This is a genomic window from Paractinoplanes aksuensis (assembly GCF_024137025.1).
Classification (GTDB): Bacteria; Actinomycetota; Actinomycetes; order Mycobacteriales; family Micromonosporaceae; genus Actinoplanes; species Actinoplanes aksuensis.
On sequence record NZ_JAMYJR010000032.1, the window covers coordinates 64,108 to 78,163 of the forward strand.

Here is a 14,056-nt window from a genome sequence, read left to right on the forward strand (position 1 = left end):
TTGGTGGTGCCGGTCTGTGTTATGCCGATCAGACCGCGGGCTTGCCGTTCGACGAAGCCAGCGGCTGCGTCAGGTCCGAGTCGCTGCTCGTGCTCGACGTCGAGGACGTCGTGTGCAGCTTCTCGCCCAGCTTCGAAGCCTGGATCTTGTCCTTGCTCTCGCTGTAGAGCTTGTTGGCCTGCGCCTGGGCGACACCGGCGGCCTCCTGGACCGACGGGTGCTCCCACACCTTCTTGGCGTTCGACCGGATCTCTTCGTACTTCTCCCGGCCGGCACGACTGCCCAGGACGAAGCCCGCCGCGAGACCGGTGATGAACATCAGCTTTCCGCGCATGATGGCGGCTCCTTCCGTTCGTGACGCGCGTGCGTCGTTGCTCGGTGCATACCCATGCTGCCGCTTTCGTATACCTGCGTCCTGCGTTTGACGGGCACGACGGCGTGGCGGGGAACCCCTTCGCGCCCCACGGCCCCGGTCATGTACTCTGTTCTCCGGCACCGAGAAAGCCACGGTGTCAGCACGATCCCCTGTAGCTCAATTGGCAGAGCAGCCGGCTGTTAACCGGCAGGTTATTGGTTCGAGTCCAATCGGGGGAGCGAGTCGGCGGGGCCCTCTGTTCGCGGAACGCGCGAACCGGGGGCCTTTGTCGCATGTCTGCTCAGGGGGCCGAGCCCCCTGAAACCCCACGTTACGGTCGCTTGCGCTCGGCGTCGCTTGCGCTGGCCGAAAACCCCTGCTCGCTTCGCGTCGCGGCCGGATGGGTTGGTTGCGGTGGGCGTCGCTTGCGCTGGCCGAAGACCCCTGCTCGCTTTGCGTCGCGGCCGGGTGGGTTGGTTGCGGTGGGCGTCGCTTGCGCTGGCTGAAATCCCCGCGGTGCGTCCGGTTGCGATGACCGGTTGCGGTGGGGGGCGCTTGAGGTGGCTTTTGTACGGGCTAGGTGTGGGGGGCGGGGGCCGGAGTTGGCTCTTCTGTGCTGTGTGGCAGCGCTGCGTGATCCTGCGGTGCCTTGCCCGGATCTCGGGGGGTGTTGCCCTTCTGGACACATTCCTTGCAGAAAGTTCTCGATGGGGCTCTGAGCTGCGTAAACGGGTGCTGTTCGGGGTGTTCAGGGGCGTGTGCTACGGAGTGGTCGTCATCGATTGACATGGTGTGAGTGGCGGGGTGAGGGTGTGAGAGCGCTCTCGTTTGTGACGGAGCGTTACGGCCGGACGCAGCCCCCTTCCCTGTCCGCCCCCGAAGCGTTCGGCCGACGCGGGATCCCCTCCGGCCTGCCGGGCCCGCGTCGAACCGGGGGCCGGACCGTGGAGTGCCTATGCGTCTCAAGCGCAAAACCCTGCTCGCCGCCACCGTGGCCGCCGTTGCCGCGGCCGGTGTCATCGCTGTGGTGCCGAATGCCAACGCGGCCGGACCGGAGCTGCTGCCGCTGACCGTCACCAACGATTCCGGTCGGAGCGAGGCGGTGCACCTGTACGTGCTCGGCGAGTCGGGCGGCAAGCTCGGCTACGTCAACGAGGGCGGCACGTTCACCGCCTGGCCGGCCGGCGGCAGTCCGCCCGTGCCCGCGCCCGACGTGTCGATCGCCGGCCCGGCCGACGGCGCCAGCAAGACCCTCCAGGTCCCCAAGGGCCTGTCCGGGCGCATGTACATGGCGTTCGGCGACAAGCTGGACTTCCGTGTCTCGGAGACCGGAGGCCTCGTGCAGCCGGCGCCCTGGGCCGGCGGCGACCCGAGCCGCGACGTCCTGTTCGACTGGAGCGAGTTCACCTACAACGACTCCGGGGTGTGGCTGAACAGTTCGCAGGTGGACATGTTCGCCGTGCCGCACTCGGTCGACGTGACCGGCTCGGACGGCCGGAACCTGAAGACCGGCGAGCTCAAGCCGGGCGGCCACAACGCCGTCGTCGACGGGATGAAGGCCGACCCCGAGTTCGCCAAGCTCGTGCAGACCCGGGGCGACGGAACCGTGCTGCGGGTGCTCTCCCCGGGCAAGGGTGCCGACGCCGGCGGCTTCGACCCGGACTACCTGGGCGGCTACATCGACCAGGCCTGGGCGGCGTACGCGGGCAAGGACCTGACGGTCAAGCCGTTCGCCGAGCAGCCGGACAAGATCTTCACCGGCCGTACGAGTGGTGACGTCATGAACTTCACCGACTCGACCGGGGCGCAGGTGGCCAGCTTCACCAAGCCCACCTCGTCGAACGTGTGGGGCTGCGACGGCAACCTGGGCGCCCCGAACGACCTGGTCGTCGGGCCGATCGCGCGCAGCCTGTGCGCGGCGCTGTTCCGCGGCACCCTCGGCACCCAGGATGTCGAGCCCAGCACCGACCCGGGCACGTTCTATCAGAACAGCCCGGCCAACCTGTACGGCAAGTTGATCCACGAGAACATGGTCGACGGCAAGGCGTACGCGTTCGCCTTCGACGACGTCGCCAACCAGGAGTCGCTGGTGCACAGCGGCGACCCGACGTCGATCGGCATCACCCTCTCGCCCTTCAACTGAGCCCCCGCTCCGGTTCTTTCGGAGTCTTCAGAGCGAAGGAGTTCCCATGAAACGTGCATTTGTTCTGCCGACGCTGACTGTCAGCGCCACCGTGGCCGCTCTTACCGTCGGCGTTTCCCCCGCCTCGGCCCACGGCTACATCTCCTCCCCGCCCAGCCGCCAGGCCAACTGTGCCGCCGGCGCGGTCAGCGGGTGCGGGGACGTCCAGTACGAGCCGCAGAGCGTCGAGGCGGCCAAGGGCTCGAAGGAGTGCAACGGCGGCGGCGCCCGGTTCGCCGAGCTCAACGACAACAGCAAGGCCTGGCCCCGGGCCACGGCCGGGCAGTCGGTGACGTTCGACTGGGTGCTCACGGCCCGGCACTCGACCACCACGTGGGAGTACTTCATCGGCGACACGCTGCTGGCGTCGTTCGACGACGGCGGCGCCCAGCCCGAAGGCGTCAAGACCCACACCGTGAACATGCGGGGCTTCACCGGACCGCAGACCGTGCTGGCCCGCTGGAACGTAGCCGACACCGCCATGGCGTTCTACGCCTGCGTCGACCTGAACATCGGAGCGTGATCATGAAGCGCAATCGTCTACTGGCCGCGGCCGGAGCCCTGGCCGTGGCGGTCACGGCCGGCCTGGCCGCCCTGCTGCCGAGCACGGGCGCCTCGGCCGCGACCCTGCCGGTGTCCGAGGCCCAGTTCCAGCAGATGTTCCCGAACCGGATCCCGTTCTACTCGTACGCGGGACTGGTCGACGCCATGAACAAGTTCCCCGAGTTCACCGGCGCCGGTGGCGAGGACGTGCAGAAGCGGGAAGCCGCGGCCTTCCTGGCCAACATCAACCACGAGTCGGGCGGGCTGGTCTACGTCGAGGAGCTGAACCAGGCGAACTGGCCGCTCTACTGTGACGGTTCCCAGCCGTACGGCTGCCCGGCCGGTCAGGACGCGTACCACGGGCGCGGTCCGATCCAGCTGAGCTGGAACTTCAACTACAAGGCGGCCGGTGACGCGCTCGGCCTCGACCTGCTCAACAACCCGGACCAGGTCAAGAACGACGCGTCGGTGGCCTGGCAGACCGGCCTCTGGTACTGGATGACCCAGACCGGGCCGGGCTCGATGACCCCGCACGCGGCGATCGTCGGCGGGGCCGGCTTCGGTGAGACGATCCGCAGCATCAACGGGGCGCTCGAGTGCAACGGCGGCAACCCGGCCCAGGTGCAGAGCCGGATCGACGCGTACCAGCGGTTCGCGCAGATCCTCGGCGTGGACCCGGGCGGCAACCTCTCCTGCTGACCGGGTGAGCCCTCGACCGGCGGGGAACCGCTGGTCGGGGGCTTTTCGGCGCCCGAGACCCGCAGTGGGTGCTACGGCCGGACGTGTCGGGCGCCTACGCCGCGTACGTCATTGGTCTTTCCCCTGCCGCAACCACCCACCGCGGTTAGTCTTGGGGCTGCCTGGTTCGTCCCCTTGTGAGGTGCACGTGTCGCAACCTGTTGAGGTGGACGTCGTCATCGTCGGCGGCGGTCTCGCCGGACTGTCCGCTGCCCGCCGGCTCGACCGCGCCGGGGTGGAATGGCTGCTCGTCGAGGCCTCCGACCGGATCGGCGGCCGGGTCGCCACCGACGTCGTCGACGGCTGGCACTTCGACCGCGGCTTCCAGGTGCTCAACACGGCCTACCCGCGGGTGCCGGCCCTGGTCGACGTGGACGCGCTCGACATGCGCTACTTCACGTCCGGGGTGCTCGTGCGCCGCGGCGGCGAACTGCACCGGCTCGAGAACCCGCTGCGCGAACCGATGTCGGCCGCGCAGACCCTGAACGCCGGGGTGGGCACTCTCAGCGACCGCCTCAAGTTCGCGGCGCTGGCCACCCGATGCGCGACCGTGCCCGCGGCCAAACTGCTCGACGCGCGAGAGATGACGGCGCAAGAGATGCTGCGCAAGGCCGGCCTGTCCCACCGCATGATCGAAGAGGTGCTGCGGCCGTTCTTCTCCGGGGTGTTCGGCGACCGCTCCCTCGAGACCTCCAGCCATGTGCTCGCGATGGTGCTGCGCTCGTTCGCCCGAGGAAAGATAGGTGTGCCCGCGGCCGGCATGGCGGCCCTGCCCGCGGCGATCGCCGGCCCGCTGCCGTACCCGCAGCTGCTCATCGGGGCCCGCACGCTCGAGGTCACGCCCCGGGTCGTGGTCACCGAGGCCGGCGAACTGCACTGCCGGGCCGTCATCGTGGCCACCGACCCGTCCACCGCGTCGGAACTGCTGCCCCAGCTGCCGAAGGTCGACATGCACGGCCTGACCACGTTCTATTTCGGCGCCGACCGGGCCCCCATCGACGAACCCACCCTGATCCTCGACGGCGACCGCCGCGAAATCATCGCCAACACGGTCGTCGTCAGCAACGCCGCGCCCGAATACGCGCCGACCGGCAAGTCCTTGATCGCCGCCTCGGTCGTCGGCGTCTCCGCCCCCAGCTCGGCCTCCGAGACGGTCATCCGGGTCGAATTGTCCCGCCTGTACGGAGTGCCCACCGACGACTGGGACCTGCTCGAGGTCGTGAACATCCCCGAAGCCCTGCCCGCGGCCCGCGTCCCCCAGGCCCAGCTGCGCAAGCCGGTCGACCTCGGCGAGGGCCTGTTCGTGGCCGGCGACCACCGCGACAGCCCGTCCATCCAGGGCGCGCTGGCCGGCGGATGGCGCACGGCCGGGGCGGTACTGTCCTGGCTGGGCACGCGGGTCAGCGTCTGACTCGGGGAGATCGCTGGCTGTGGGTATGCGGCACGGGTTACTATCGCCGCCGGTAAGGGGCGGTAGCTCAGTGGGTTAGAGCAGGGGACTCATAATCCCTCGGTCGCGGGTTCGAGTCCCGCCCGCCCCACTATTCCTGCTCCGGGGGCGACCCCCGGAAACCCCACGTTACGGTGGGGGCGCTCGGAGGGCCGGTCGCGCTGCGTCGCGATTTCGCCCCCGGCTGTCGCCGGTTCGGGCTGGTACTCCATGGGTCGCTTCCGGTCGCGGTTCGAGTCCCGTTCGGCCCACCAGGAACTTCGCTCGATCCAATCGCTCGAAGAGCCCGTTCGTGACACGGGGCGTGGCACAAGCGCTGTTAGCGTGCGGGTTATGACGCGAGCGGCACGCCCTCGCCAGCGACAGCGAGGATCGATCGATGCACTCCCGAGCGGCGCCCTGAGGGTCCGCGTTTACGGGGGCACTGACCCGTTGACGGGCCGGCGCCACGACCTGGTCGAGACCATCCCCGCGCGGCGCGTCTGACCGTCGGTCTTCGCGTCGCCTACTGGGATCATCAGCAGATTGATCGGCAGCTGGCCGCTGCGGACGCCCTACTTCAGGCGCTCGATCCTGCTACACCGGCGAGACGCCTCGCTGACAGCTGAGCAAGACGGTCCCACCGCGCCCCACCGACTTAGTCAGGTCAGTGGGGCGCGTTACTGCAGGCTTACATGTAGTAGGGCGCCGTGGCACCTGCGCCAATCAGGATCGCCACGACGATGATGATGCGGATCGCCACAGCTTGATTGAGCCGGAGCGAGATAGCGAAATTCATTTCTTGCCCTTTCTAGGCAGTTTGTCCGATTTGCATCCGGACGGACCTTTAGTAGCTCTCGTGTGGAAGCAACCGGAAGCGGGCAGGGGGGGGGTCGCAGTCCACCCCTGATTGAAGCTGGCGGGCATCCACATGAGAGCCGCGAGTGACAATACCTGATCGGGCTCAAGAACTGACGAAGGGCCTTCGCCAGCGCGCGTTTCCGCTGCAAACTCAGCCGCTTCGGGGACGAGTTCTATGGCACCGGCGCCAACGGAGACCGGGACGCGGGCGAAGTTGCATTCCAAATGGGGGTGGGGTAGCGGTGAGAATCGAGCAGGGCGCGCACACTGTGCGACGTTGACTGCATGATGGTCATGCGGTCAACAGCGCCTAGGCGCTGCATCCGTGCGTATGCCTCGATCGAAGTTGATCGTGCGATTGGTTGGCGTTCCCTGGTTGCTTTAAGCAGCCGTCGCGGCTGGTAGACGTGTCTACAGGTGTCTACGAGCGTCTGCAGGAAGATCGGTTAGCCGCCCGCAAGCACGGTACCAGTAAGGCGACATCGCATTCCGCGCGCAGGTCATACCCTCGATTAGAAACCGGGTGGAAGTAGTTCCCTTGTTGGGGGTGCGGTATGCGCGCTGGCTCGCGCCGGGATTAAGCGGCTACTCGCCTACTTTGCGGCCGTCTGGCACGTCAAAAGCTATTGGCGAGGCATTCATTGGTTCACAAACTCCACCCGACAGTGCGGTCGCTATCAGCCTTACCGTTTCAGTAAATGTCGTACCTGCGGGACGGCGTTTATGGTCCCCGGGATATTTTCGGTTAGAACTCTGTGCTAGATTCGTCCTACGCAGTCAAGCTGGCTAAGTCGGCTCTGACCTGCGGTGACAGCCCTGAGGCTTCGATCTGATGCATCCGGACGGACCTGGGCTCTGGGCCCCGCTGATCGCAGTCGGCGGGGCCCATCATTCTGTAGGCGCTGCGCGAGCGAATTGCGGAGCGTGAACACGTAGAGGCTACCTCTAGGCACGTGGCATCTACGTTCGTGTGTCGGGTGTTGGTCGCTAGCTCCCGCCAACTAATAGGTCCAGCTGACCCAACTAGAAACACCGAAACCCTGACATGATCAGCCTTGACGGCTTGACGTGCTGCGGTCATCGACAGCCAACAAGCCCCTTCGGCATGCACAGAGCGTCGCTGCCGCTTGGCGTCCCGCTCTTGATGGGCGGGCATAGCCGACGATGTGCTTCTTCTGCCTAAAGGCGGTGATCTCCTCGCGCGGGCAGGCTTCGTCATGCTGCGCCGGCAAGGGGTCGCTTGCGACCGAGCGCAGCTCGGCTTGCCCCTTGCCGGCGGACGGCGGAGAAGTGGCTGGAGAGTTTGCCGACCACTCAGTTCGCTCACGCCGCGTTCTACGTCGATCTGCTCGCTGAGCAAGGTCCACTGCTGGGTGAGCCGTACACGAAGCAGCTCGATCGGAAGCTGCGCGAGCTGCGCTTTCACCTGGAACGGCGGTCAGTCCGAATCACTTACTGGATGGCGACTGACCGAAGGATCATTCTGTTGACGGTCTTCCACAAGACGCGCATGCGGGACGAGCGGGAGATCGAACGGGCGCGCCGGGCGTTGGCGCGGTGTGTCGACGAGGCGCACAAGGTCGAGGATGAGGAGGCTGGGTCATGAGCGAGAGTGGTGGCTGGGCCGCGATGCGCGAACGGCGGATGGCCGAGCTGGGTGCCGCAGAGGCGTACGACGCTGCGCGCCTGGCCTTTGAACTCGGCCGTTCTGTTCGAGAACTTCGTGAGCGCCGAGGCTGGAGCCAAACGCAGCTGGCGAAGGCATCGGGGATGACGCAGTCCGCGGTCGCTCGGTTCGAGGCCGGCGGAACGGTTCCTACGTTGTCGGTGCTGGAACGGCTGGCGACGGCATTGGACGTGCGACTCCGGGTGGGTTTCGAGGCCGCTTGAACCACGGCAACCTGTCGATGCTGCCGCAGCGGCACTCAGCGTGCCTCGCGGCGGGTCTATGACCTGGCCAAATGTCCTGGCATCGGGATGCCGGGAACGACCATAGTCCGGTTCGCATGGTGCAACGTTCGGCCCACGTAGATCTTGTATGTGAACCGCAGCTCGGTGGTTCGCTGTCGTCGGCTGCTGGCGAAGCGCCGGAGGCGGTTCTCTATCCTGCGCGGGTGTCTTCGCTCAGTGATACCGAGATCGATTCCTTGGTCGCCGAGGCGGTTGTGGATTGCTACGACGAGCATGAGCAGCTCAGTGGCCTGTTCGCCATGATTGAGGGCGATCTGGCGGTGCCGTTCGAGACCGAGGTTCTCGGCGTGCCGGTGGTGGTCCGGAAGGTGGATCTGCGTTCGTCGGGGATCGTGGCGATCTGTCATCGTGGCCGGCTGCGGCAGGCGATCGGGATTCTGGATCTGCCGTTGCCGGATCCAGCGCCGGATGGTGCGCAGTGGATTGAGGCGTACCGGTGGTGGGTGGGCGCGCAGTGAGTGAGTACCAGTACTACGAGTTCGTGGCGCTTGACGAGGCTTTGACGGCGAAGCAGCAGGGCGAGTTGCGGGTGGTGTCGTCGCGGGGGCGGATCACGTCGTCGAGTTTCGTCAACGACTACCAGTGGGGCGATCTCAAGGCTGATCCGGCTAAGTGGATGGAGCGGTACTTCGACGCGCATCTGTATCTGGCGAACTGGGGCACGCGGCGGATCATGCTGAGACTGCCCCGAGCGGTGTTGGACCCGGAAGCGGTGGAGGGGTTCTGTGTCGGCGACTCGGCCGTATCCTGGGCGACCCGTACCCATGTGATCCTCGATTTTCGTAGTGAGGACGAGGGCGGCGACGAAGAATGGTGGGACGAGGAAGGACGGCTCGCGGCGATAGTGCCGGTCCGGGCGGAGTTGGCCGGCGGTGATCGACGGCTGCTGTATCTGGCTTGGCTGCTGTGTGTGCAGAACCGTGAGTTGAATGATGAAGAGCCGGAGCCACCGGTCCCGGCCGGGCTGGCGAAGCTGAGCGGGCCGTTGCGGGCCTTGGCCGACTTCCTTCGCCTGGATCCCGATCTGCTGGCCGCGGCGTCGGCGGCGAGCCGGCCGTTGAATGAGAAGGAGCCTTCCGTCGCCGACTCGCGCCGGTGGGTCAAGTCCCTGCCGGCGGCGGACAAGGACGAGGTGTTGCTGCGGGTGTTGCGTGGTGAGGCCGGGTTGCTGCGGTCGGAGTTGCTGCGGCGGTTTCATGGCGTGACGGAGGAATCGCCTGCCGGAGAAGGACGGACCGCTGGGGAATTGCTCGCCGCTGCTGAGGAACGTTGGTCTGTGCGGCAGCTGCAGAAGCGGGAGCGAGAGGCGGCCGAGCGTCAGCGTCGTGCGGAAGCGGCCGCTGCGGCTCGCGAGCTGCGCTTGGACGAGTTGGCGCGGAACCCGGTCCGCACGTGGAACCAGGTGGACGAGTTGATCGCGGCCAAACGTCCGAAGGACTACGACACGGCGGTGACCCTGCTTTTGGATCTTCAGGCGCTGGCGGTACGGGAGGGTGAGATCTTCGAGTTCGCGGAGCAGATGGCGCGGCTGCGGGGGCGTCATGCGCGTAAGCCGAGCCTGATCGACCGTTTCGACCGGGCCCGGCTTGGCTGATTCAGCTGCCAGGGTAGCGAGGTCGTCCTGGTCATCGGCAGCCGTATGCCCGGCTATCGGGCGCTGGGCTGCGCCAAGCCGTAGCGGCTTTCGGATTTTTCGAATAGCGGTATGCTGGCTTCATGTCGAGCACCCTGCGTGAACGGACCGTTCTGCCGCCGGAAAACCCCGCTGAGCTGGTGCGCTTCGCTCGGGGTCTGGCCGATGCCGAGGCCCCGGCGCCAGCGAAACTGGTGGGCCCGGACGGTTCGCAGCTCGACATCCCGGCCGAACTCTACGAGCTGCTGCGCGACGTCGTCGGCGCCCTGTCCCAGGGCATGGCCATCTCGATCGCCCCGCACAACACGATGCTGACCACCCAGGAAGCCGCTGACCTGCTCAACATCTCACGACCTACGCTGGTCCGCCTGCTCACCGACGGCGAGATCCCGCACAGCCTGCGCGGCCGGCACCGGCGAGTTCTGCTGCGTGACATCCTCGACTACTCCGAACGCACCCGCACCGAACGCCGCCGCGCCCTGGACCAGATGGCCGCCGACGCCGAGGACGACGACCTGTACGAGATCACCCTCGATTCCCCGCCGTCGAGGTGACAGCCAGTCATGGTGGCGTTCCCCGCGTTCCTTGACACCTGCGTGCTCTACCCGGCCTACCTCTGTGACACGCTGCTTCGCCTCGCCGAAGCCTCCGCGTACCGGCCGCTCTGGTCGGCCGACGTCTTCGCCGAACTGCGGCGCAACCTCATCGGCCGTGGGTTGCAGCCGGATCGGGTCGATCGGCGGCTCGGTCAGATGAGCCGGTCATTCCCCGACGCCCTGGTCACAGGCTACGAGTCACTCATTGACGGTATGACGAACCATCCCAAGGACCGGCATATTCTGGCTGCCGCCGTGCGCGCCAAGGCCGAAGTCATCGTCACCTTCAACCTCAACGATTTCCCCGAGCCTGCCCTCAAGCCCTATGACATCGCAGCCATCCACCCCGACGACTTCCTCCTCGATCAACTCGATCTCTACCCGGGCTTGACCATGGACGTGCTTCGTCACCAAGCCGCGTCCTACCGGCGAGCGCCGAACACCGTGCCGGAGGTCCTCGTCCTTCTGCAGCGCACCGGCGTGCCCAAATTTTCGGCTGAAGTGCGACGCCATCTTGGTCCCCCGGCAGCTTGGTAGCGCAGCGGTCCGAGGTTGCTGAGGGCGGGTACAAATCAGGCTAACGGGCTGGCCAAATATCCCTTGAGATGGCCAAACGTCCCGGTAATGGAGCGCCGGTGACGATGATCGGGCGGTTCGCATGGTGCAACGTTCGGCCCACTATTCCTGCTCCGGGGGCGACCCCCGGAAACCCCACGTTACGGTGGGCGCGCTCGGCGGGCTGGTGGCGCTGCGTCGGGCTTGCGGCCTTCGGCCGGCTGTTCGGCGCGTTGCTATCGGCGGGTTCTTCGTAACTCCGTCGCCTTCAGCGCGAGGTCCTCGGCGGCGCGGCCGAAAGCGGGAGCAGCGCCTTCCTCGTCGCAACACGGCGGTTTGGTCCGCTTCTCCGATGGCTCCGGCTCGTGACCGACCAGGCGGTACAGCTCGGCGTAGATGTTGAAATCGGGGTCGGTGTCATCGTGATCGGCCACCAGGAGAAGCCACGCGGTCTCCTGCGACTCGAACGCAACGATGACGCGCAGGCGCGCACCCAGATGTTTGTCGCACAGCCTCTCGAGCGGATCCGCCCCGGTGAAGGGTAGGAGAGCGCAGCCCGTCCGGAAACGGCGTTCGGATGTACTGGGGCAGCACCGCCGTATTCGATGGGTTGTGGGAGCGGCGTTGGCGTTGGGTGTGATCGCCTCCACGGTGGCCAACGTGCTGCGCGCCGTGATGATCCGATCAGCCGGACCATCACGGCGTGGCTGCCGCCGGTGCTGCTGTTCACCGTGGAACTGATCTTGTGCGTGCCGGTGCGCCGCCGCTGGCTGGCCACCGTTCGGCTTACACCCTGTGATCCGGTAGCCCGTGGCGGCTCGGTTGGGCTGACCGCCGGGCTGCGGAGGCCTTGACCTCGTGGTTGGACGGCGCCGACCGGGGTTCGTATCGGCCAGGCGTAGGTGTCCCCCACGCTGACGCGTGCGCTGGGCACCGGTTCGGACAAGCGGCCTGAGCAGCGCATTAATGATCGTCTCAGATTCGCTGGGTACGAAGTCGGCGTCAGACAAGCGAGGTAATCCATCGGCAGGGAGAGAGACTGAAATGAAGCCCATGGGACGCCGCAGTTTCCTGGCCGCCGCCACGGCACTCGGTATCGGCGCCGGGGTGTCCTCGCATGCCGTTGCCTCGGCCGCGAGCGACAACAAGAAGGCTCCGGACCAGGCTCCGGAGCAGAACGCGGGCAAGACCGCGGAGATTTACCAGCGAGACCGGGACCTGCCCTTCATCGGCACGGAGGAGACATTTTCGACTCCTACGTTGTTGAAGCTGAACTCCATCAATGAGGATCACATCGCGTTCCTCAAGGAAATTGGTCTCGCGGATCTGGGCCGGCGCCGCATCGGCGATATGGACGCGGGGGGACTCGACGTTCAAATCCTCTCTGCTCATACGCCGTCCGTGCAAAATGTCCCCGGGAAAAGGGGCATCGACCTTGCCTATCGTCTCAACCGGCAACTGGTGGACGGGCCGATCGCCAAATATCCGGGTCGCTTCAAGGCTTTCGCCACTTTGCCCCTGCAGAGCCCGGAGGCGGCGGCGGACGAACTGGAGCGCTCGGTGCGGGAAGATGGCTTCCTGGGTGCGCTGACCAACGGGCACATCACGAAGAAGTATCTCGACCATCCCGATTTCGAGCCTGTGCTGGCCCGTGCCGTTGCTCTCGATGTGCCGATCTATCTGCATCCCGGCTATCCGGCGGACGAGATCTTCAAGATTCTCTACAGCACCACCCGGTCTCAGTACACAAAAGAATTCCAGCCCTACATTTTCAGCGGGTCTGGATATGGCTGGCACCAGGAGGTTCTGACTCAGTGCATCCGGATGATCACGTACGGGGTTTTCGACCGATTCCCCGAACTGAAGATCATCATCGGTCACATGGGCGAAGGTCTTCCCTTCTACTACGAGCGGATCATCAACGACATGGGTGAGCCGACCGAAAGTTCGCTCAAGAAGCCTTTCGGGCGATACTTCCAGGACAACTTCTGGTTCACGACCAGCGCATTCCCCCAGACCGAGCTGCTCGATCTTCTGCTGAAGCACGTGAGTGTGGATCGGGTGATGTTCGCGACCGACTACCCGTTCGCGGACATCAAGGCGCAGACCGACTGGTTCCGCGGAGTCGATCTGCCCCGGGAGGACAAGGAGAAGATTGCGTTCCGAAATGCCGAGAAACTCTTCAGAATGAAAATGCCCGTGAAGTGATGCGTCGGCGTCAGTAGCGATTCTCCCAAGATTCCGGTCGACCTGCCGAAGGTCGGTGACCGGCTCGTAGCGTTACGTGCTGTGGCCGGGGCCTCCGTCCGACGTAGCCGTCCGAGGTGTTCCTCGCCGCCCGATGGGGCATGGTGGGTCAAGCGCCGTGAGAGAGATCGAGCGGGGCGTGATCGTGCTGGGCGGCGAAGAGGGATGACAGTGTCGGCACTTGCCTTGATCGTCTTCAGCTCGATTCAGGCCACCCTGTTACTGGCTGTGGTGCTGCTGGGGATTGCGGCCCACCGTCAACGTGATTCCGCCGACAGACCGGCGGGGCACGGCGGCTCCGTGTTCATCACCGACGAGGTGGACGTGGTGGCCGCCGAGGCCGAGTTGGCCACGGCGGCCGCGCAGCGGGCGCTGGACGAGGCCGACCAGGCCCAGGACCGGGCCCTGTGGGCGGCCACGACCCGCGACATCGCGGGGCAGCGCCACGAGCAGGTTCTCAAGCAGGCCGAAGCGGCCGGCCAGAGTCATCAGCTCGTGCAGCGCGCGGCTCTGGATGCATACCAGCGTGGACAACTGTCGGTCGACGAACTCAACCGGGTCTGGCGGCACGCGCAGGTGACGGCGGAATCCACGCCGAGCCCCGGCGCGGTGCCGCTCGGGTGGGAGTTGCGGGTGCGTGCGGCCCGGCGAAGCTACGAGCAGGCCGCGGCCGACGCGGCACGGGCTGAGGAAGAGGCTCGGCGGGCGGCCGCTACCGCCACGGCTCTCGCCAATGACGCGCGGACCGCCGAGGCGCTCCTGTCGGCGGCCCGGCACTCCGCGAACGTCGGCCTGGTCGGCCTCCTACGGGCAGCCTGGGCCGACCCGGTAGCCCGTTGAGCTCGTCGCGGCCACCAGGACGAGCGCCGGCGCAACCCATACGTAGCCGAAGCGGTTCACTCGGGGCAGGCGTCGCCGACTCGTCATGAGCCGGCGAAGTGGGCGA

Annotated in this window: 14 protein-coding genes and 2 tRNA genes; 14 read left to right on the plus strand and 2 right to left on the minus strand. The window is 66.4% G+C overall.

What is annotated here, in order from left to right:
- Positions 1-28 precede the first annotated feature (28 nt).
- Positions 29-334 (minus strand): hypothetical protein, encoded by a 306-nt coding sequence (locus M1L60_RS29160; protein ID WP_253240739.1) that lies wholly within the window; start codon positions 332-334, stop codon positions 29-31.
- Between the two features lie 187 nt (positions 335-521).
- Here M1L60_RS29160 and M1L60_RS29165 point away from each other — a divergent pair.
- From M1L60_RS29165 to M1L60_RS29220, 12 genes are all read left to right on the plus strand, one after another.
- A tRNA-Asn gene (locus M1L60_RS29165) sits at positions 522-594 on the plus strand.
- Between the two features lie 716 nt (positions 595-1,310).
- Positions 1,311-2,498, plus strand: coding sequence for a beta-1,3-glucanase family protein (locus M1L60_RS29170; RefSeq protein ID WP_253240740.1), 1,188 nt, complete (start codon positions 1,311-1,313; stop codon positions 2,496-2,498).
- Positions 2,499-2,544: 46 nt separating this feature from the next.
- On the plus strand, positions 2,545-3,060 hold the full coding sequence (locus M1L60_RS29175; protein WP_253240741.1) for a lytic polysaccharide monooxygenase auxiliary activity family 9 protein: 516 nt from the start codon (positions 2,545-2,547) through the stop codon (positions 3,058-3,060).
- Between the two features lie 2 nt (positions 3,061-3,062).
- On the plus strand, positions 3,063-3,779 hold the full coding sequence (locus M1L60_RS29180; protein ID WP_253240742.1) for a chitinase: 717 nt from the start codon (positions 3,063-3,065) through the stop codon (positions 3,777-3,779).
- A 187-nt stretch (positions 3,780-3,966) separates the two neighbouring features.
- Entirely contained in the window at positions 3,967-5,229 is a 1,263-nt protein-coding gene (locus M1L60_RS29185; protein WP_253240743.1) for an NAD(P)/FAD-dependent oxidoreductase, read from the plus strand.
- Between the two features lie 56 nt (positions 5,230-5,285).
- Positions 5,286-5,359: transfer RNA gene (locus M1L60_RS29190), tRNA-Ile, on the plus strand.
- 1,989 nt (positions 5,360-7,348) lie between these two features.
- The gene (locus M1L60_RS29195) at positions 7,349-7,714 is read left to right on the plus strand and encodes a type II toxin-antitoxin system RelE/ParE family toxin (RefSeq protein ID WP_256517337.1); all 366 of its coding nucleotides are present in this window, start codon (positions 7,349-7,351) and stop codon (positions 7,712-7,714) included.
- A complete protein-coding gene (locus M1L60_RS29200; protein ID WP_253240745.1) occupies positions 7,711-7,998 on the plus strand; it encodes a helix-turn-helix domain-containing protein in 288 nt (95 codons plus the stop codon). The genes M1L60_RS29195 and M1L60_RS29200 overlap by 4 nt, the downstream gene beginning before the upstream one ends.
- A 224-nt stretch (positions 7,999-8,222) precedes the next feature.
- Positions 8,223-8,537 carry a hypothetical protein gene (locus tag M1L60_RS29205; RefSeq protein WP_253240746.1) on the plus strand — a complete coding sequence of 105 codons (315 nt, stop codon included), beginning with the start codon at positions 8,223-8,225 and terminating at the stop codon, positions 8,535-8,537.
- Entirely contained in the window at positions 8,534-9,673 is a 1,140-nt protein-coding gene (locus M1L60_RS29210; protein WP_253240747.1) for a hypothetical protein, read from the plus strand. Before M1L60_RS29205 ends, M1L60_RS29210 begins: the two co-directional genes overlap by 4 nt.
- A gap of 122 nt (positions 9,674-9,795) precedes the next feature.
- A complete protein-coding gene (locus tag M1L60_RS29215) occupies positions 9,796-10,266 on the plus strand; it encodes a helix-turn-helix domain-containing protein (protein WP_253240748.1) in 471 nt (156 codons plus the stop codon).
- Between the two features lie 9 nt (positions 10,267-10,275).
- Complete coding sequence (locus M1L60_RS29220; RefSeq protein ID WP_253240749.1) at positions 10,276-10,845, plus strand: PIN domain-containing protein; 570 nt, start codon at positions 10,276-10,278, stop codon at positions 10,843-10,845.
- A gap of 254 nt (positions 10,846-11,099) precedes the next feature.
- On the opposite strand, the gene M1L60_RS29225 is transcribed toward M1L60_RS29220, so the two are convergent.
- Entirely contained in the window at positions 11,100-11,513 is a 414-nt protein-coding gene (locus M1L60_RS29225) for a hypothetical protein (protein ID WP_253240750.1), read from the minus strand.
- A 394-nt stretch (positions 11,514-11,907) separates the two neighbouring features.
- Here M1L60_RS29225 and M1L60_RS29230 point away from each other — a divergent pair, with 394 nt between their 5' ends.
- Both M1L60_RS29230 and M1L60_RS29235 read left to right on the plus strand, forming a co-directional pair.
- Positions 11,908-13,071 carry an amidohydrolase family protein gene (locus M1L60_RS29230; protein WP_253240751.1) on the plus strand — a complete coding sequence of 388 codons (1,164 nt, stop codon included), beginning with the start codon at positions 11,908-11,910 and terminating at the stop codon, positions 13,069-13,071.
- Positions 13,072-13,410: 339 nt separating this feature from the next.
- Positions 13,411-13,950, plus strand: coding sequence for a hypothetical protein (locus M1L60_RS29235; protein ID WP_253240752.1), 540 nt, complete (start codon positions 13,411-13,413; stop codon positions 13,948-13,950).
- Positions 13,951-14,056: the final 106 nt, after the last annotated feature.

Excerpts from the sequence above, each read along its gene's own strand:
- M1L60_RS29160 (WP_253240739.1), bottom strand. The coding sequence starts at position 334 with ATGCGCGGAAAGCTGATGTTCATCACCGGTCTCGCGGCGGGCTTCGTC.
- M1L60_RS29170 (WP_253240740.1), top strand. The coding sequence starts at position 1,311 with ATGCGTCTCAAGCGCAAAACCCTGCTCGCCGCCACCGTGGCCGCCGTT.
- M1L60_RS29175 (WP_253240741.1), top strand. The coding sequence starts at position 2,545 with ATGAAACGTGCATTTGTTCTGCCGACGCTGACTGTCAGCGCCACCGTG.
- M1L60_RS29180 (WP_253240742.1), top strand. The coding sequence starts at position 3,063 with ATGAAGCGCAATCGTCTACTGGCCGCGGCCGGAGCCCTGGCCGTGGCG.
- M1L60_RS29200 (WP_253240745.1), top strand. The coding sequence starts at position 7,711 with ATGAGCGAGAGTGGTGGCTGGGCCGCGATGCGCGAACGGCGGATGGCC.
- M1L60_RS29215 (WP_253240748.1), top strand. The coding sequence starts at position 9,796 with ATGTCGAGCACCCTGCGTGAACGGACCGTTCTGCCGCCGGAAAACCCC.
- M1L60_RS29220 (WP_253240749.1), top strand. The coding sequence starts at position 10,276 with ATGGTGGCGTTCCCCGCGTTCCTTGACACCTGCGTGCTCTACCCGGCC.
- M1L60_RS29230 (WP_253240751.1), top strand. The coding sequence starts at position 11,908 with ATGAAGCCCATGGGACGCCGCAGTTTCCTGGCCGCCGCCACGGCACTC.